General features: G+C 55.9%; 21 protein-coding genes. 17 read left to right on the top strand and 4 right to left on the bottom strand.

The window, feature by feature from the left end:
* Positions 1–16: 16 nt before the first annotated feature.
* The 17 genes from JF535_RS00780 (at position 17) to JF535_RS00700 (ending at position 11,681) form a co-directional block, all read left to right on the top strand.
* Positions 17–466, top strand: a complete 450-nt coding sequence (locus JF535_RS00780; protein ID WP_206997982.1) for a DUF4426 domain-containing protein — start codon at positions 17–19, stop codon at positions 464–466.
* A gap of 127 nt (positions 467–593) precedes the next feature.
* Complete coding sequence (rdgB, locus tag JF535_RS00775) at positions 594–1,238, top strand: RdgB/HAM1 family non-canonical purine NTP pyrophosphatase (RefSeq protein ID WP_206997980.1); 645 nt, start codon at positions 594–596, stop codon at positions 1,236–1,238.
* 10 nt (positions 1,239–1,248) lie between these two features.
* A complete protein-coding gene (gene hemW / locus JF535_RS00770; RefSeq protein ID WP_242523540.1) occupies positions 1,249–2,511 on the top strand; it encodes a radical SAM family heme chaperone HemW in 1,263 nt (420 codons plus the stop codon).
* Between the two features lie 196 nt (positions 2,512–2,707).
* Entirely contained in the window at positions 2,708–3,034 is a 327-nt protein-coding gene (gene trxA, locus JF535_RS00765) for a thioredoxin TrxA (RefSeq protein ID WP_066959467.1), read from the top strand.
* A gap of 443 nt (positions 3,035–3,477) precedes the next feature.
* Positions 3,478–4,737: a transcription termination factor Rho gene (rho, locus tag JF535_RS00760; RefSeq protein ID WP_206997978.1), complete on the top strand. Its 1,260-nt coding sequence runs from the start codon at positions 3,478–3,480 to the stop codon at positions 4,735–4,737.
* Between the two features lie 295 nt (positions 4,738–5,032).
* Positions 5,033–5,302 (top strand): RNA recognition motif domain-containing protein, encoded by a 270-nt coding sequence (locus tag JF535_RS00755; RefSeq protein WP_010133764.1) that lies wholly within the window; start codon positions 5,033–5,035, stop codon positions 5,300–5,302.
* A 168-nt stretch (positions 5,303–5,470) separates the two neighbouring features.
* Positions 5,471–6,934 (top strand): 4-hydroxy-3-polyprenylbenzoate decarboxylase, encoded by a 1,464-nt coding sequence (gene ubiD, locus JF535_RS00750; RefSeq protein ID WP_206997976.1) that lies wholly within the window; start codon positions 5,471–5,473, stop codon positions 6,932–6,934.
* 29 nt (positions 6,935–6,963) lie between these two features.
* Complete coding sequence (locus JF535_RS00745; protein WP_206997974.1) at positions 6,964–7,350, top strand: hypothetical protein; 387 nt, start codon at positions 6,964–6,966, stop codon at positions 7,348–7,350.
* Positions 7,351–7,466: 116 nt separating this feature from the next.
* Positions 7,467–7,868 (top strand): DUF6678 family protein, encoded by a 402-nt coding sequence (locus JF535_RS00740; protein WP_206997972.1) that lies wholly within the window; start codon positions 7,467–7,469, stop codon positions 7,866–7,868.
* A gap of 95 nt (positions 7,869–7,963) precedes the next feature.
* Positions 7,964–8,440 carry a hypothetical protein gene (locus tag JF535_RS00735; RefSeq protein WP_206997970.1) on the top strand — a complete coding sequence of 159 codons (477 nt, stop codon included), beginning with the start codon at positions 7,964–7,966 and terminating at the stop codon, positions 8,438–8,440.
* Positions 8,441–8,564: 124 nt separating this feature from the next.
* The gene (locus tag JF535_RS00730; protein WP_206997968.1) at positions 8,565–9,131 is read left to right on the top strand and encodes a hypothetical protein; all 567 of its coding nucleotides are present in this window, start codon (positions 8,565–8,567) and stop codon (positions 9,129–9,131) included.
* 211 nt (positions 9,132–9,342) lie between these two features.
* Positions 9,343–9,513 (top strand): hypothetical protein, encoded by a 171-nt coding sequence (locus JF535_RS00725; protein ID WP_206997966.1) that lies wholly within the window; start codon positions 9,343–9,345, stop codon positions 9,511–9,513.
* Between the two features lie 113 nt (positions 9,514–9,626).
* On the top strand, positions 9,627–10,121 hold the full coding sequence (locus JF535_RS00720) for a hypothetical protein (protein WP_206997964.1): 495 nt from the start codon (positions 9,627–9,629) through the stop codon (positions 10,119–10,121).
* 148 nt (positions 10,122–10,269) lie between these two features.
* The gene (locus JF535_RS00715) at positions 10,270–10,692 is read left to right on the top strand and encodes a GNAT family N-acetyltransferase (RefSeq protein ID WP_206997961.1); all 423 of its coding nucleotides are present in this window, start codon (positions 10,270–10,272) and stop codon (positions 10,690–10,692) included.
* Positions 10,693–10,747: 55 nt separating this feature from the next.
* Positions 10,748–11,128 (top strand): VOC family protein, encoded by a 381-nt coding sequence (locus tag JF535_RS00710; protein WP_206997959.1) that lies wholly within the window; start codon positions 10,748–10,750, stop codon positions 11,126–11,128.
* Between the two features lie 48 nt (positions 11,129–11,176).
* Positions 11,177–11,368 carry a DUF3185 family protein gene (locus tag JF535_RS00705; protein WP_206997957.1) on the top strand — a complete coding sequence of 64 codons (192 nt, stop codon included), beginning with the start codon at positions 11,177–11,179 and terminating at the stop codon, positions 11,366–11,368.
* A 139-nt stretch (positions 11,369–11,507) separates the two neighbouring features.
* On the top strand, positions 11,508–11,681 hold the full coding sequence (locus JF535_RS00700; RefSeq protein ID WP_206997956.1) for a PLD nuclease N-terminal domain-containing protein: 174 nt from the start codon (positions 11,508–11,510) through the stop codon (positions 11,679–11,681).
* A 33-nt stretch (positions 11,682–11,714) separates the two neighbouring features.
* Here the strand turns inward: JF535_RS00700 and JF535_RS00695 are convergent, their stop codons facing one another.
* From JF535_RS00695 to hemC, 4 genes are all read right to left on the bottom strand, one after another.
* Complete coding sequence (locus JF535_RS00695) at positions 11,715–12,968, bottom strand: heme biosynthesis HemY N-terminal domain-containing protein (RefSeq protein WP_206997953.1); 1,254 nt, start codon at positions 12,966–12,968, stop codon at positions 11,715–11,717.
* Positions 12,965–14,506: a uroporphyrinogen-III C-methyltransferase gene (locus JF535_RS00690; protein WP_206997952.1), complete on the bottom strand. Its 1,542-nt coding sequence runs from the start codon at positions 14,504–14,506 to the stop codon at positions 12,965–12,967. The genes JF535_RS00695 and JF535_RS00690 overlap by 4 nt, the downstream gene beginning before the upstream one ends.
* A gap of 212 nt (positions 14,507–14,718) precedes the next feature.
* Positions 14,719–15,567, bottom strand: a complete 849-nt coding sequence (locus JF535_RS00685) for a uroporphyrinogen-III synthase (protein ID WP_242523539.1) — start codon at positions 15,565–15,567, stop codon at positions 14,719–14,721.
* Positions 15,557–16,507: a hydroxymethylbilane synthase gene (hemC, locus tag JF535_RS00680; protein ID WP_206997950.1), complete on the bottom strand. Its 951-nt coding sequence runs from the start codon at positions 16,505–16,507 to the stop codon at positions 15,557–15,559. Before hemC ends, JF535_RS00685 begins: the two co-directional genes overlap by 11 nt.
* Between the last annotated feature and the right edge of the window lie 55 nt (positions 16,508–16,562).

The raw sequence follows: 16,562 nt of genomic DNA, 5'->3' as shown, positions 1-16,562 counted from the left end.
TAGTAAGGAGGACGCTGTGAAACGTCTGTTTGCTGGATTTCTCTCATTGGCCCTGCTGCTGTGGGCGGCCGCTGCCGCGGCCCAGGGTGCGAAGATCATCGAAAATCACAAAACGTTCGGCGATTACCACGTCTCCTACTCGGTGTTTAACAGCGAATTCATTTCCCCCGACATTGCCCGCCAGTACAACCTGGTGCGTGCGCCAGATCGTGCCTTCGTCAATATCTCGGTGAGAAAGAAAGATGATACCCAGGGCATGAGTGCCGGGATATCCGGCAATGCCACCAACCTGATTCAGCAGTCGCGGACGCTCGAGTTCCGCGAAGTGCGCGACAACAAGGCCGTCTATTACCTGGCACCGTTCCGGTTTGAAAATGAGGAAAACCTCACCTTCAATATCGACCTGGTGCTGCCCGACGGCAGCACCCAGCAGCTTACCTTCCGTCGGCAATTGCACAAAAACTGATTGTGCGAGCCGTTAGAGTCTGCAGCGGGCCTGATTGAGCCCGCTGTTTTTATTTTGGCGATAGAGCTTTCCCTTAACCTTCTTGGGTTCTCGGGGAATTTTCTTGAGGCTTTCTCAGGTTTGGGTCATGGAAAAAATTGTTCTCGCCAGCGGCAACGCGGGCAAGCTCAAAGAATTTTCGCAGCTGTTTGCCGGCTGGCAGATTGCGGTGTTACCGCAGTCGGATTTTCTGCAGCAGGAGGCGGAGGAAACCGGCCTCAGCTTTATTGAGAACGCCCTGATCAAAGCGCGCCATGCCAGCCGTGCCAGCGGGCTTCCGGCGCTGGCGGACGACTCCGGGCTGGCGGTGGATGCGCTCGATGGTGCCCCCGGAATTTATTCGGCGCGTTATGCCGGTGCCGGTGCCAGTGATGAGGACAACAACCGCAAACTGATGGAAGCACTGGACGGGGTGCCCGCGGAAAAGCGCACCGCGGCTTTTCACTGTGCGCTCGCGTTCGTGCGTACGCCTGACGACCCGGTGCCACTGGTGTGCACCGCGCACTGGCCCGGCCAGATTCTCACCCGGCCTGCGGGGGACCAGGGCTTCGGTTACGACCCCCTGTTTTATGTGCCGTCGGAAAAGCTTACCTCCGCGCAATTGCCCCGCGAGGTGAAAAACCGCTTGAGCCACCGCGCTCAGGCCGTAAAGAAGTTCGAGCAGCTGTGGCACGAGGAAATGGTGGTGCCCGAACAGTTCCGCCACGCCGCTATCGGCAAGAAGCTGCTTTGAGTTCACCACATTGAGCGCCGATACCCAGCCACTGGTGCTGCCCCCGTTGAGTCTGTATGTGCATATACCCTGGTGTGTGCGCAAATGCCCCTACTGCGATTTCAACTCCCATCAGGTCCCCGCGGCTGATCGCTCCTCCGGGTCAGGTGAACATGTCTCCATTCGGCACGGAACCAACAGCGAACCGGCCGCTAGCCAGCTGCCGGAGGCCGAATATGTGGACCAGCTGGAGCGGGACCTGCGCAGCCAGCTCGGCTGGATTCAGGGGCGCAAGCTCGGCTCGATCTTCTTCGGTGGCGGTACCCCCAGCCTGTTTTCGCCGCTGGCGATCGAGCGCATTCTCAACCTGGCGGAATCCCTCGTGGGCTTTGCGCCGGATATCGAGATCACCCTGGAAGCCAACCCCGGCACCTTTGAGCAGGCGAAGTTCGCCGGCTATCACAGTGCCGGCGTCAATCGCCTGTCGATCGGCGTGCAGAGCTTCGACCCGTTACAGCTGCAGAACCTCGGGCGCATCCACTCCGGTGCCGAGGCGCACACGGCGGCGACACAGGCGCGGGCGGCGGGTTTCGATAACATCAATATCGACCTGATGCACGGCCTGCCCGGACAGGGAGAGGTGGATGCACTACAGGATCTGAAGCAGGCGGTGGCGCTGGGTGCCGAGCACATCTCCTGGTACCAGCTCACGATCGAGCCGAATACGGCCTTCTATTCTGCGCCACCGGTGACCCCGGGCTCCGAGCAGATCGCCGAGATTCAACAGGCGGGCCGGGCCTATCTGGCGGGGGAGGGCTATGGCCGCTATGAGGTGTCTGCCTATGCGCGCACTGGCCTGGCGTCTCGCCACAACCTCAACTACTGGTCGTTTGCGGACTACATAGGCATCGGTGCCGGCGCCCACGGTAAATTCATCTTGCCCGACAGTGGCCGGATCATCCGCACCCAGCGTACCCGAGCCCCCCGGGACTACCTGGCACTGGGGTGTGCCCTTGGTAAGGGCGGTGGTGACTTCCCACAGGCCAAAGTGACAGACGTTGCCATTGCCGAGCGCCCGCTGGAATTCCTCATGAATACCTTGCGGCTGGAAAAGGGGGTGCCGGCAATGTCTTTTCCGGCCTACACCGGCCTGCCCCTGTCCACCCTGGCGGGGGAATGGGCGAAACTGGAGGCCATGCAGTTGGTGGAGCCCCTGGGGCCGCGCATCTCCACCACGGAGTTTGGTTACGACTATGTGGACGAGATCCTGCAGCGATTTCTGCCCTCTGACTGAGCCACCATGGCGGCACGGGTGAGCGCGGCCACTTGAAAACCGTGGCGCGGCCCTTATATCAGGGCGAAATGCCAACTGTTGCGGCAAAATGGCAACGGTGGCGGGACCATTTGTCTTGCGGGGCCTGCGGGCGGTACTTATTATGTCTGCCGGCGGGCCAGCGGGGCCTGAAGAAACAGAACTACAGGAAAGCACTATGAGCGCGAACATCGTCAACGTCACCGACGCAGAATTTGAAGCCGAAGTACTCAAGGCCGAGGGCCCGGTACTGGTGGACTTCTGGGCCCAATGGTGCGGTCCCTGCAAGATGATCGCTCCGGTACTGGAAGACCTGTCTGGCCACTACGGCGACAAGCTGAAAATCGTCAAAGTGGACGTGGATGCCAACAAAGAAGCGGCAGCCAAGTACAACGTCCGCGGTATCCCCACGCTGTTGCTGTTCAAGGGCGGTAACGTCGAGGGTACCAAGGTGGGTGCGCTGTCCCGCGCCCAGCTGACCGAGTTCATCGACAGCCAGATCTGATCCGGCTGTGCGGGGCGTGACTGGCCAAGGTCAGGGCGCCCCGTGTCATTTCCTGCAACTGCCGGGTCGCGGCACCAGAGCCCGAGAAATAGACCTTGCAGGATGCCGAACTGCCGTTATACTGCCTAGTAATCAAAGTAACTGTTCAGTACAGACCTGAGCCAAGTCGCCAACCCCGCTGTCGTCACAGCCTCTCCGGCGCAAACTCCTCAAGTTGAACGATCTTCCCTCTGGCGCCTTTGCCAAGCCAATTGTGCCAATTGCGAGCGGTAACCCCTGTTTTGGTGGTATCCAAGAGAGTGTTCAAGTGAGTAGCGCGCGGAAAGCGAATCCGTCGGCCGGTCGATACAGGCATTATCAACATCGAACTTTCAAATCCCCCCGCAAACACTTCCGGTGCGTCCGCGCCATCTGACAGAAGAAACCTAAATAAAGCAATTGGTATGAACCTTTCTGAATTAAAAACCAAACCCATCGAAGAGCTGATTGAAATTGCCAAGGGCATGGGGCTCGAAAACGTCGCCCGCTCGCGCAAGCAGGACATCATTTTCAATATCCTCAAGCGCCACGCCAAAAGCGGTGAAGACATATACGGCGAGGGTGTGTTGGAAATTCTTCAGGACGGGTTTGGCTTTTTGCGGTCTGCCGACTCCTCCTACCTCGCAGGCCCCGATGACATCTATGTTTCCCCCAGTCAGATCCGCCGCTTCAATCTCCGCACCGGCGACTCCATTTCCGGCAAAATCCGTCCCCCCAAAGAAGGTGAGCGCTACTTCGCACTGCTGAAGGTCAGCGAGATCAACTTCGACAAGCCGGAAAATGCGCGCAACAAGATCCTGTTTGAAAACCTCACGCCGCTGTTCCCCAACGAGCGCCTCGGCCTCGAGTGCGGAAACGGCTCTTCCGAGGACCTGATCGGTCGTATCATCGACCTGATCGCACCGATCGGCAAAGGTCAGCGTGGCCTGATTGTTGCGCCGCCCAAGGCGGGTAAAACCATCATGTTGCAGAACATGGCCCAGGCCATCACCCGCAACAGCCCGGAGTGCCACCTGATCGTTCTGCTGATCGACGAGCGCCCGGAAGAAGTGACCGAGATGCAGCGCTCTGTGCGCGGCGAAGTGGTCGCCTCCACCTTCGACGAGCCGCCCGCCCGTCACGTGCAGGTGGCCGAAATGGTGATCGAGAAAGCCAAGCGCCTGGTCGAGCACAAGAAAGATGTGGTCATCCTGCTGGATTCCATCACCCGACTGGCGCGTGCCTACAACACCACCGTACCGAGCTCCGGTAAGGTGCTGACCGGTGGTGTGGATGCGCACGCCCTGGAGCGTCCGAAGCGCTTCTTTGGTGCGGCGCGAAACATCGAAGAAGGCGGTAGCCTCTCCATTATTGCCACTGCGCTGGTGGATACCGGCTCCAAGATGGACGAAGTGATCTTCGAGGAGTTCAAGGGCACCGGTAACATGGAGCTGCAGCTGGACCGTAAAATCGCCGAAAAGCGGGTTTACCCGGCCATCAACGTGCGTCGCTCCGGCACCCGCCGTGAAGAGCTGCTGATGCCCGAAGGCGAGCTGCAGCGGGTTTGGATCCTGCGCAAGTTGCTGCACGATATGGAAGACTTGGCCGCCACTGAATTCCTGATCGACAAGCTCAAGGACTTCAAGACCAACGACGAATTCTTCCTGTCCATGAAACGGAAATAATTCCTCTTCACAATAAGGCTTGCGCAAACTGCAGGCCTTTTTTGCATCTTGTGGAGAATTTTTGCAATGCGACGAAACAGGCGTGAAATTACGCCGAATTCGGTTGAAAAGGCATTGCGTTAGGCATATAAAGGCCAACATTGTTGTGTTGAACAGTATTTCAGCACTGCCCGAATTGGTCTCGCCCGGCTGGGAAGTCGAGCGACTCTGGACCAATCGCAAATGGATAACTCGGTGGAGCTGGTTACCATTTGTGAATTGCTCGACAGCCCACTGACTCTAGTGAGACTTTTTTGTGAATATCTATATCGGAAATCTGGCCTACGGCGTAACCTCTGACGAACTGCACGAAGCTTTCGGTGCGTTCGGTGAAATCTCCCGGGCTACTGTAATCACTGACCGGGAAACTGGCCGTTCTAAAGGTTTTGGTTTCGTAGAAATGCCGAACGACGACGAAGCGCGTAAGGCAATCGAAGAAATGAATGATCAGCCGCTGTCTGGCCGTAACATCCGTGTTAACGAAGCCAAGCCGCGCGAAGACCGTCCGCGTCGTCCCCGCTTCTAAGGCACGCTTTACCGCCTAGAAGTTCGGCAACCCGTAGCATGTTCCATGCTGCGGGTTGTTCAATATCCCCTTCCGTTCTGCCACCGAGCCTGCTGGTGCGGTGTATGTTCCCCATTTTGTTCTGACTGTTTTACACTGGCCGTCGAAATTCTCGTCGACCGGTAACACATGAAATACAACGACCTGCGCGACTTCATCCAGCTATTGGAAAAGCGCGGCCTCCTCAAGCGCATAACACATCCCGTCAGCCCCTATCTGGAAATGACAGAAATTGCCGACCGCGTGCTGCGTGCCGGCGGCCCAGCCCTGTTGTTTGAAAACCCCACCGGATATGACACCCCCGTACTCGCCAATCTGTTCGGCACGCCCGAACGTGTCGCCCTGGGCATGGGGCGCGAGTCCGTCAGCGAACTGCGCGAGGTGGGTGAGTTGCTCGCCTTCCTGAAGGAGCCGCAGCCGCCGGAAGGTCTGCGCGATGCCTGGGACAAACTACCCATCTTCAAGCAGGTGATGAACATGGGGCCCAAGGTCATCAGCAAAGCCGACTGCCAGCAGTTTGAAATCAACGCCGGCGACGTTGACCTGACCAAGCTCCCCATTCAGACCTGTTGGCCCGGTGATGCCGCACCCCTCGTCACCTGGCCCCTGGTGATTACCCGGGGGCCGGAGAAAAAGCGCCAGAACCTCGGTATCTACCGCATGCAGTTGATTGGTAAAAACCGCCTGATCATGCGCTGGCTATCCCACCGGGGCGGTGCGCTGGACTTCCGTGAATGGCAACAGCAATTCCCTGGCGAGCCCTTCCCGGTTGCTGTCGCACTCGGCGCTGACCCAGCCACCATTCTCGGCGCCGTCACCCCGGTACCGGATACCCTCTCTGAATACGCCTTTGCGGGCTTACTCCGGGGCGGGAAAACGGAAGTGGCAGAAGCCCGGCTCAGCAACCTGCAGGTCCCCGCCAGTGCCGAGTACGTGCTGGAGGGCTATATCTATCCGGACGACATGGCCGACGAGGGGCCCTACGGCGACCACACCGGCTACTACAACGAAATCGATCGCTTCCCGGTGTTCACCGTAGAAAAGATCACCCATCGTAAAGATCCCATCTATCACAGCACCTACACCGGCCGCCCACCGGATGAGCCGGCCGTTCTAGGCGAAGCGCTGAATGAAGTCTTCGTACCCATATTGCGCAAGCAATTTCCGGAAATTGTCGATTTCTACCTGCCGCCCGAGGGCTGTTCATACCGCCTCGCCGTGGTCACCATGAAGAAGCAATACCCGGGACATGCCAAGCGGGTCATGATGGGCGTCTGGTCTTTTTTGCGCCAATTCATGTACACCAAGTTTGTGATCGTCACCGATGATGACGTCAACGCACGGGACTGGAACGACGTCATCTGGGCCATGACCACCAGAATGGACCCCGCCCGCGATACGGTAATGGTCGAGAACACCCCGATCGATTATCTCGACTTCGCCTCACCGGTATCAGGGCTGGGCTCGAAGATCGGTTTCGACGCGACCAATAAATGGGACGGCGAAACCACCCGCGAGTGGGGGAGACCAATCGTAAAAGATCCCGAAGTCACACAAAAAATCGATGCCATGTGGGACGAGCTGGGTCTGTAGGAAGCATTTGCAAATGCCAAGGAGGGCAAATGGAAATTATAAAAACAATCCGGCCGGGCGATGATGGCAGCAAGCGCTATCACGACAAATACGGCGATCAACTATGCGCCGTACGATACCGACGATCCCCATGCAAAAACACCGTCTACACCACCGTGGAAATCATCGTCGCGCAACGGGAAGCCTATCGAAATAAAAATACCAAACCCACATCTCCGCAAAACCCAACGGAATGGGTGGCACTGAAAATCGCCTACGACGAAGTCGAGCTGCGCGCTGAAGTGCGGAAAATAGGTGGTCGCTGGAGCAGGACCGCCAAAGCCTGGGTGGTAAAGCGGAGCATGGCCGAGCGCAGAAACATGGCCCACAGAATCGTCGAGGGGCTAATTGATCAATGCCTAGATGTAGACATATAGCCGACCATAAAAAATGGCTACATATAGCCATAATGGACATATATAGACATGTCATGCCCAGATATGCACATAATGTCTATATCTGGGGCTTTTGAATAAAACTGTTAGGCATCCAAATGAATACGTTGCCAAGTTCAAAGTCTGCTCCCAAGAGAGTAGACGTTGAGAAGATTAAAAAAGCAGTTGTCCATCGAAACCTGGTGGGCTTAGCGAACGATACGAAGTGGAATGAATTAATTAATTCTGTTCGTGCGCGTAAGGACTGGCAGCCTTCCTACAGGTCGAAAACTGTCGAAGGATATGTAACGGGCTGGGATGTAGAGTGGTACTACCACCTTCCTTTCCCATTCGTTGGTGTGGAGTGGTTTGACATTAGCCTGCAATCCACTCAGAAAGAACAAGACACCTCATGGGTCGTTGATTTAGTCGAAGATATAGGCTTCGAATATGAGGTTAGGGAAGACATACTGCGGATTTGGGGATATGGTCCAAAGTCTTTTGATGAATTCGGAGTATGAAATGCCTAACAAGCGGCATCACGGCGACCGCTTTTCCGCCGCTTCGCGGCTCCAAATCGGCGCATGTGCCGGGCGTTAAGTTTCTAGGTGAAGTAATGACCGATAAAATTATTCAAAATATTCGTGAAAATAAATACGACAGAAACGAGCTGGAGAAGCTTCTTTCAAATGCAGAACGATTGAATCGTGAGGATATAATTGAAGCCGTTAAAGAATCACTTCAGGAAATTGATCCTAGATCATACTCAAAACGGTATGTGAAACCCATTCGCGAGAAGGTAAAGGGAATTGCTGAAGAAATAATGAATTCTCAAGGTTGGGGGGCATGGCCAGAAAACCTAGTTGGAAACGGTGTAAAAGCTGGAGGTCCAATGATGAATGGCGAGGTGCTGGCTGAATTTTATATATCGTACAAAAAGGAAGGCTGGAAAAACTCATCATACCTTGCTGTTGTTCAACCAGATGAAGAAAGTGTCGTTCACTATATGGTGAAAAAACACGGTGAAGAAGGACAAATTGTTTATACCAGTTCGGAAGCAATTGAGTTTTTCGCGGCAGCATTGGAAACTTAACAAAGCGCTGCAGACCGACAGCTTACTTTGTGCACCTTTTGCGCGGTCGCTGTCGCTCCCATTTTCGCGCAAAATGCGCACAAAGTAAGCTGCGGCTGAGCGCGGCGTTAGGCTTCGTATGGGTATGGATAAGAAATTTATACTTATCATGGTAGGAATGTTCTTAAGTTCGTGTGCTGTGCTTCATGAAGAGTATTTCTATCCGAGAGCGAGTGGAGCAACTGTCGAGAAGAAATGGTGTCGCGGAAAAGTCGGTGTAGATAACCAATTGATATTCAGCTTAAGCAATGTTGATGTAACGCTGGAAGTTTGGGAGTACAACGGAGTTACCCGCTTGGGGGTCAGTTTTAACGTTTCTCAAGGCGGTGCTGTAGTTTGGCCTTCACAAACGGTTATTGCCTTTACAGATTCAAGGCAAAAGGAAATAAAAGTAAATAGTTTTACAAGATTGCGCAGAGTTTCAGGCACAGATGATCTGCTAAAAAAGGATTTTCCTGTAAATTCTGTTATGAATAACTCTTCACTCGACGAAGCTGAGACCTACTATGAGTCATTCGAAATACCAGAGAAAATTATTGAAGAAGTAAAAATTTCGGAAATACGTCTATTGATTAATGGTATCGAGAATGTATTGTCAGATCTAACCTTTACAAAAAAGACCGGTCTATTTCTCCATCCTCTAAATTGCTAATCAAGCTTAGTGAGTGGGCCCTAGGAGCCTAACAAACAGCGGCAGAGCGACAGCCAACACTACACACCTTTTGTGTTACTCGCTAGCGCTCAAACATTAACACAAATGGCGCTCCGCATTGGCTGCGCCTGATTGAGGCGTTATGGTTCAGTGTTATCCACAAAGTAACCAATTCAACTGTTGATGAGCAAATATAAATAAGGAAATTCGTGTGGTTGGACAAATTTTTGTTTTTATTGTTGGGATGATCGGCTTGGTAGTGGGTTTGGTTGAAGGCGATTACCTCTGGGCGTTTGCCGGTCTCGTTGTGGTACTTTCTGGTGTTCACCTGATATACAAGATAAAAACAGGCAAAAACATTTGGGACAAAGAAAACAGATGATGAGCGTATTAATATATGGATCTATTGTGCTTGGCTGACGCTCATTCTTCGCTAATTTTGACCAAGCTTATCCACTCATTATGTGGGCGTTATGCAATACAAGGAGAGTAAATTTGAAGAGGGTATTCTCGCTCTTAGCGATAATTGTGATTGGCGTGATACTCGTATCAGATGTTGGGCTATTAATTAAATATGCGCAAAAACCAGAGGCCTATTCATTAATGGAGAACGTCTCATTTGTGCATTATTTTATCTTGTACAAAAATGGGGTTGAGTTCGCCCTGCTAAAAACAATATTTTCAGGCCTGCTGATGACTTTTTGGATTTGGAGGCTTATTTACCCTTCTAGAATCGAAGCTCTTAAATATGCGACTCTCGTGTACTCGCTGCTGTGGGTTTCCATTGGTGGGGTTGTACTAACAGGGATTTCGGGCGTATTGCAATTTTCGGCCGGTTTAACAGTGAAGCCCTTCGATATGACACCGCTAGTTGTAAGTATGAATTTAAAAAACCTTGGCGTTCTAGTGGCAATATCCATTGCACTTCCTATGGTATTACTATTTTTGCCTAGGCTACATAATCGTTATCATCGCGTCAGTAATGTATAACAGTGCCGGGAAATTTACGCTGGGCTTTTGGCAATCCGCGGGAGAGATTATTTTGTGCACGTTTTTCGCAGGTTACTTCGCCCCCATGGTTGGGCAAAACACGCACAAGATTATCTGCGCTACTAACGTCGTTAATTGAAATCCGAACATGAATATTCAATTGCTAGAGTCCGATGAGGAATTAGATAAGGTTGCTAGGGTTCTTCTGCAGCTTAGGCCGAAGTACGATCTGGATAGCCTTAAGACTCAAATCAAGTTACAGCGAGAGTCAGGCTACAACCTTGCGTATGTTACATGCGGTCACAGCGTTTTGAGCGTGGCAGGCTTTGTGGTCGGTCAGAAACTGGCTTGGGGCAAGCATGTCTATGTCGATGATCTCGTTACAGATGAGCGTCACAGGTCATCTGGGGCTGGCGCATTGCTGGTTGATTGGATAAAACAGTACGCGAAAGAAATTGGTTGTAGCCAAGTGCATCTTGACTCCGGGGTTCAAAGATTCCAGGCGCATCGCTTTTACTTGAGGGAAAAGTTCAATATTGAAAGCCATCATTTTTCCATAACAGGACTCTAGGGCGTTTAATCGGTTACAGGTTGCGGCTTGGTCCATGCATTTTCAGGATAGTTTTATGGATTTGAATCAGGTAACACTTCCCGTAGTTGATATGCAGGCAGCGACGGAGTTCTATCGAAAAATGGGGTTCCTTCAGATTGTTGATACGGATCATTACGCCCGCTTTGAGTGCCCGGCTGGAAATGCAACATTCTCTCTTAGCCTTTCAGGGGCAGGGTTTTCGAATGGGAGCATTATTTACTTCGAGCACGAAGATCTTGACGCATTGGTAAAAGAGCTTGAATCGAAAGGGATCAAGTTCGATGAGCAACCCAGTGATAAACCGTACCTTTGGCGGGAGGCGATATTGCACGATCCATCCGGGAACAAGATTAAATTATATTGGGCGGGTAAAAATCGGTTGAACCCACCATGGCGCGTCGAGCTTGGTGCATAGCCCAGGCTATTGGGTGACAGTCAGGTAGCGAATAAGCAGGATTAACAGATGAATAAGAAAATTGTCGGAATCGTTCTGATCGCTATTGGGGTGGCCTTGGGGCTCTGGGGTTATGACGTTTATGATTCGGCGAGCTCGCAGGTTGTGCGTGCGTTTAGTGGTGATACACCAATCGAAGCTTGGATCGGCATGGTCGGTGGTGCGATCTGTCTGCTGGTGGGGATCTTGAAGCTCAAGTAAATGGCGCGCTGTGTTCCAGGAAAATGCCGCGCCCATTTTCTGAATGGGGCGTCGCGTTTTTTGTGGCAATGAGGTGATTAGCGCTCAGCCCTTTCTATACTCTCAGCTCCCGATTGTGGGCGTGTATGAGGAGAATGTTATGGAAGGCGTTCTGGGCTTACTGGTTCTGATTGCGGATATCTATGCCATCATCAAGATTCTGCAAAGTTCTGCAAGCGGCCTGAAAAAGCTGGTGTGGGTATTGATTGTGCTGCTCTTCCCGGTCATTGGCTTTATTGCCTGGTTTTTCTTTGGTCCGGGCGGCCGGGCTTGAGCAAGCCCGGCCTGGTGTTGCGATATGAGTTGCTCAGGACGCTTTGGTGCTGAGCATGCCTGTCTGTTGGCCGGGTAGAGGCAGCTTCGGTAGGTCGGAAACGGCTTGCAGCAGGCCCTGTTCGTAGAGGCGCGCGGCCTGTTCCTTTTCGCCCAGTGCGAAGAGCAGGCGGGCCAGCTCCGCAGACGTGACGGGATCTGCACGCAGCAGCAGGCTTTTTTCGAAATACTGCCGCGCTTTGCCCCAGATTTCATTGCGCAGACATAGTCGGCCCAGGCAGGTCAGCAGGTCGGCATTTTCGCCGTACTCCTTTTGCCAGCCATCGGCGACCGAGAGTTGCTGGTTGGCGTCCGCACCGGTGAGGTGACCGTACAGGCGCACAGTGTCTCCCCGCCACTCGCGGTTGAGAATCCAGCGCAGGTGCTTTTCGGCCTCCACATCGTCTCCCACCTTGTGCAGGGTTTCGCCGTAAAGATTGCGCAGTTCAATATTGCGCTGCCAGCGGCCGTTGAGGCTCTGCCAGACTTCCTTGAGTTTTTCACGATCGTTACGGTTAGCCGCTTCGCGCAGCAGGTTCTGATAAACCTCGAGTTCTAATTGCTGGAGCTGGGATTCTGGCATGGTGCCGTGCTTTTCCAGTCGCGGCAGCAGTTCGCGGAGGCCGTGCCATTCGCCGATATGGTAGTAAGCCTGACGCAGTAACTGCAGCAGTGCCGGGTGGTTGGGCTCTTCGTGCATGGCTCGCTGCAGGCTGGCAATACACTGTTCGTAATGTTTGTCGAGCAGCTGCATGCGGGCCTGGCTGATGGCCACGGCCAGCTGGGTGTCGTCGCCGGTGGCTTCGGCCTTGGCCAGCAGTTCGTTGGCTTCATCCCGGTAGCCGAGCTCAAAAGCGCTGCGCGCGGCGGCCAGGTAATTGATGATGGGGGCATCCGAGCGCGCGGCACTTTTCAGCAGCAGGCGCCGGGCGCGCGCCCAGTTGCCCTCCATATACTCGACAAGGCCGTTCGTCAGGCGGCGGCGTGCCATGCGGCTGCGGCCAAAGCGGATGCGGCTGACACTGCCTTCAATGGCTCGGGCGAGGCTGCGCAGTAGCCAGATGGCGAGAAACAGGGCAAGCATGCCCAGGACCAGGCCACCAATCGCGACCCACAGGTTCATTTCAATACGTTTGCCGGCGTCGCCGCCCACCGTGAGTAACAGGTAGCCCGGGTAGGAGCGCATGGCTTCTGCGAGCAGGGCGCCACCCAGTAGCAATACCAGGGTAAAGAACAGGAAGCGTTTCACTGGGAGTCGCCTCCGTTGATGTCGTCATCCATTTGGCCGGACGAAACCTTGTGCATGCGCTCGATGTAATTGCGCAATGCGCTTTGCGAGGCGCTGAGGTTGGGCAGCTCGGTTTTGATTGTTTCTTCACTCAGTTCTTGCAGCTCGCGCAGGATCACTTCCCGTTGCGGATTTTCCACGCCGTAGTCGAGCAATAGCTGTCGCGCATGGTTGAGCGAGTCTTTGTATACAGTGTCGTCTGCGCGCAGCACCGCCAGTTCCGCCTGCTCCATATTCAGTCGCAGGCTCTGGCGGAAGCGGGTTTCACTCTGCGGTGAAAGCAGCACCGGGTCTACGGCGCCGTCGCGAATGCGTACCGATCCTTTGAGGAAATTAACGAAGTTGTCCCAGCTGGAGCGGAAATGCTCTTCACCCACATCGGTGTTGTCGGCCTGCGCCTGGGCCGCTGCCGCATCCCGTTTGGCGAGGTCGAACTGGGGCTGGATGTTGAGTTTCACCATCTGCTCTTCCAGCGCGCGCAGGCGCAGGTAGAGCCCTTCCCGGTCTACGTTCTCCACCAGTTTGAGCGCGGTGATGTCGCGGGCCAGCTGCTGGCGTACGCCGTAAAGGTCGGGCAGGTCGACCCGGCGCACAATGGTGTCTACTTCTTTCAGCAGGCCCAGCGCGGCGCGGCTGTCCTGTTCGAGCATCAGCCGCTGGTTGGCGAGGCGCAGCAGGTAGTCCGCTTCGGCGAGCTTCCAGTCCTCGCGGCTGGCGTTTCCGAGTTGGCTGAGGCGGGCGCCCTGCGCGGTGACGTTGCGTTGCAGGCCTGCCAGTTGCTGTTGTAGCTGCTGGATGGTCTGGCTCTGCTGCGACAGCTGCTGATTCTGTTGAGACAACTGCTGGCGCAGTTCGCCGATCAGTTGCGCGCTGTGGTCCTGAGGCGGGACCGGTGAAGTGCTGGAGGGCGGTGTGGGTGGCGCTTCGCCCGGTTGCAGCATGGGCTGCTCCGGCACCGGGGGTTGCGGGGCACTCTGTGTATTTCCTGTGTCGTTGTCGGCGGTGCCCGTGTCGCGCTGGGGTTCGCGCACACTGGTGGTGTCCGGACTGCCTTCCAGGTTGGTCGGTGCGGCATCCGGTTTCGGCGTGGTGCGCGTCGCCTGGGTCGGGTTGCTCGCGCTTGCGGAGAAGTGTTTGCCCACCACCGGCAGCGCCTGCAGGTGCTGTCCCACTTGCTGCCGCACGCCGGGCACCAGATACCACGCGGCCACGGCGATGGCGATCAGAACTATTAGTAACAGCCAGAACCAGCCCCAGCCGCGTTTCTTTTTGGCGGAGGGCCGTGGCTTTTTGGCGGAGCCGGGCGACGGTTTCTCACCTGGCTTGCTACCGCTTTTGCCACCGGTCTGGGCAGCTTTGGCAAAGTTGCTTTGGGGTTCGGCTTTGCGGGTCACCACCGGCACATCTTTGGCCGTACCTTTGTCCGTATCTTTGTCGCTGGCCTTTTTGTCGCCACTGTTGTCCGGAGTGGCGGGCGGCGGGGCTTTTTTATCGCTCATGGACTCGCTTGCTCAGAATGGATGCCGGGGTGCCCGTGGCACCTGCGTCTTTGGGCGGCTGCAGAACCGGTTCTACAGCGCGCGATGCGGTGACACAGGTTGAAACTGGAGCATCACCATAGAAATTTTGTCGCCAAATTATAGCGACTGACGCGGCTCTTTATACGGACTCTGGCGCGGAAATGAAATTTTTTACCGACTCTGGCGTGTAATCAGGAATCGCCGGCGGCCACGGCCTCTTTCAGTGCGGCCAGCATGGCGTCATCGCCGGCATTGGCGGCGGCAAAGGCACGGGTAAAGCCGAGTGCGCTGGCCTGTTCTGCTACGCGCGCGCTCGGGCAGATCAGCGCAGTGTGGCGCAGAGCCGTGCGCGCGCTCGCGTCGATGACCCGGTGCAGGTTTTCCAGGGTTTCACCGCTGTGCACGGTAATGGCGTCTGGTGTCGCGCGATAGGCGCGTATTTCTTCGGCAGCGTTGGCGGGTAGGGTGCGCCGGTACAGCTCGCAGTAATCCAGTCGCGCGCCGCGTTCTTCGAGTGTGGTGCCGATCAGGGGGCGGCCGCCCTGTCCGCGAAAAATGATGACCCGCTGGCCCTGCAGGTGTTGCAGCTGGGGCAGTGCGAGCAGGGCTTCCGAATCCATGGTGCTTGCCAGCCCCTGCTCAGTGTTGCCGGTTTCCGGGTTGGCCCCGCGTGCGCGAATGGCGCGCGCGGTGGCGGCGCCAATGGCGTAGTAGCGGGGCCCGATGGGCAGTTGCGGCCAGTAGTTGTCGAGCCAGTCGAAGGCGTACTGCACGGCATTCTGGGAGACGAAAATCGCATGTTCGAACTGGTCGAAATCCAGAATTAGGCTTTTAGTCCGCTGGGCGTCGTCGCCCTGTTCGATCGGCGCGATTTCCAGCAGGGGGATGCAGTCCGCCACCGCTTCCTCGGACTGCAGCCGGTCCCGCCAGCCCCCTGTTTGATGGGCGGGGCGGGTGATCAGTATGCGTTTGCCGGCGAGTGCGGAATGGGCGCTGGGCATGGGGGTATGTGGTTTGATCTGGCTCGGTTCAGGGTTCAATCGCTGCGAGAATCTTGTCGGCACCGGCGTCCAGCAGTCGTTCGGCAAGGCGGATGCCGAGGGCTTCGGCGTCCGCGGTGCTGCCGCGCACTTCATCGCTGAGCATGGTGGCTCCATCGGGGCTGCCCACCAGGCCGCGCACATGCAGGGTGCTGTGATCGCTACTGTCGAAAATGGCGTAGCAGCCGATGGGCACCTGGCAGCTGCCATTGAGGCGGCGCACCATGGCGCGTTCGGCTGTCAGGTGGTGGCTGGTGTCTGCGTGGTGCAGTGGCGCCAGCAGTGCTTCCAGAGCCGGGTCGCGGCGGGACTCGATGCCCACGGCACCCTGGCCACCGGCGGGCAGCAGTACTTCGGGCTCGATAAAGGCCGCGATGCGCTCACGCATTTCCAGGCGCAGCAGGCCGGCGGCCGCCAGGATGATGGCGTCGTAGTCGCCGGCATCGAGCTTGGCGAGGCGGGTGTTGACATTGCCGCGCAGGAATTTCACTTCCAGGTCCGGGCGCAGCGCCAGTACCTGACACTGGCGGCGCAGGCTGGAGGTGCCCACCACGGCACCCTTGGGCAGTGCTTCGAGAGATGCGTAGTGATTGCTCACAAAGGCGTCGCGCGGGTCCTCGCGCTCGCAGATCACGGGCAAATGCAGCCCCTCCGGGAATTCCATCGGTACGTCTTTCATGGAGTGCACGGCGATATCGGCACGGCCCTCCAGCATGGCCTTCTCCAGTTCTTTCACGAACAGGCCTTTGCCGCCAACCTTGCTCAGGGGGATGTCCAGCAGCTGGTCGCCACGACTGGTCAGCGGCAGCAGTTCCACGGTTAGGTCCGGGTGATGCAGCTCCAGCTGTTGCTTGACGTAATTCGCCTGCCACAGAGCAAGGGCGCTTTCACGGGTGGCAATGCGGATGGTGGTGATGGCGGAAGATGGGGAGTCGGACATGCGCGGCAATCAGGTCGGTTGGAAATGAGCGCGCAAGTCTAACAGTTTGGTGGCG

This window comes from Microbulbifer salipaludis, from assembly GCF_017303155.1.
Taxonomy (GTDB): domain Bacteria; phylum Pseudomonadota; class Gammaproteobacteria; order Pseudomonadales; family Cellvibrionaceae; genus Microbulbifer; species Microbulbifer salipaludis.
This window is presented reverse-complemented; position numbering and strand designations above follow the sequence as displayed.

Bases quoted from the DNA above. Each gene is read 5' to 3' on its own strand.
- JF535_RS00690 (WP_206997952.1), bottom strand. From the start codon at position 14,506: ATGAGCGATAAAAAAGCCCCGCCGCCCGCCACTCCGGACAACAGTGGC.
- JF535_RS00700 (WP_206997956.1), top strand. From the start codon at position 11,508: ATGGAAGGCGTTCTGGGCTTACTGGTTCTGATTGCGGATATCTATGCC.
- JF535_RS00710 (WP_206997959.1), top strand. From the start codon at position 10,748: ATGGATTTGAATCAGGTAACACTTCCCGTAGTTGATATGCAGGCAGCG.
- JF535_RS00735 (WP_206997970.1), top strand. From the start codon at position 7,964: ATGACCGATAAAATTATTCAAAATATTCGTGAAAATAAATACGACAGA.
- JF535_RS00745 (WP_206997974.1), top strand. From the start codon at position 6,964: ATGGAAATTATAAAAACAATCCGGCCGGGCGATGATGGCAGCAAGCGC.
- JF535_RS00715 (WP_206997961.1), top strand. From the start codon at position 10,270: ATGAATATTCAATTGCTAGAGTCCGATGAGGAATTAGATAAGGTTGCT.
- JF535_RS00705 (WP_206997957.1), top strand. From the start codon at position 11,177: ATGAATAAGAAAATTGTCGGAATCGTTCTGATCGCTATTGGGGTGGCC.
- rdgB (WP_206997980.1), top strand. From the start codon at position 594: ATGGAAAAAATTGTTCTCGCCAGCGGCAACGCGGGCAAGCTCAAAGAA.
- hemC (WP_206997950.1), bottom strand. From the start codon at position 16,507: ATGTCCGACTCCCCATCTTCCGCCATCACCACCATCCGCATTGCCACC.
- ubiD (WP_206997976.1), top strand. From the start codon at position 5,471: ATGAAATACAACGACCTGCGCGACTTCATCCAGCTATTGGAAAAGCGC.
- rho (WP_206997978.1), top strand. From the start codon at position 3,478: ATGAACCTTTCTGAATTAAAAACCAAACCCATCGAAGAGCTGATTGAA.
- JF535_RS00730 (WP_206997968.1), top strand. From the start codon at position 8,565: ATGGATAAGAAATTTATACTTATCATGGTAGGAATGTTCTTAAGTTCG.
- JF535_RS00740 (WP_206997972.1), top strand. From the start codon at position 7,467: ATGAATACGTTGCCAAGTTCAAAGTCTGCTCCCAAGAGAGTAGACGTT.
- trxA (WP_066959467.1), top strand. From the start codon at position 2,708: ATGAGCGCGAACATCGTCAACGTCACCGACGCAGAATTTGAAGCCGAA.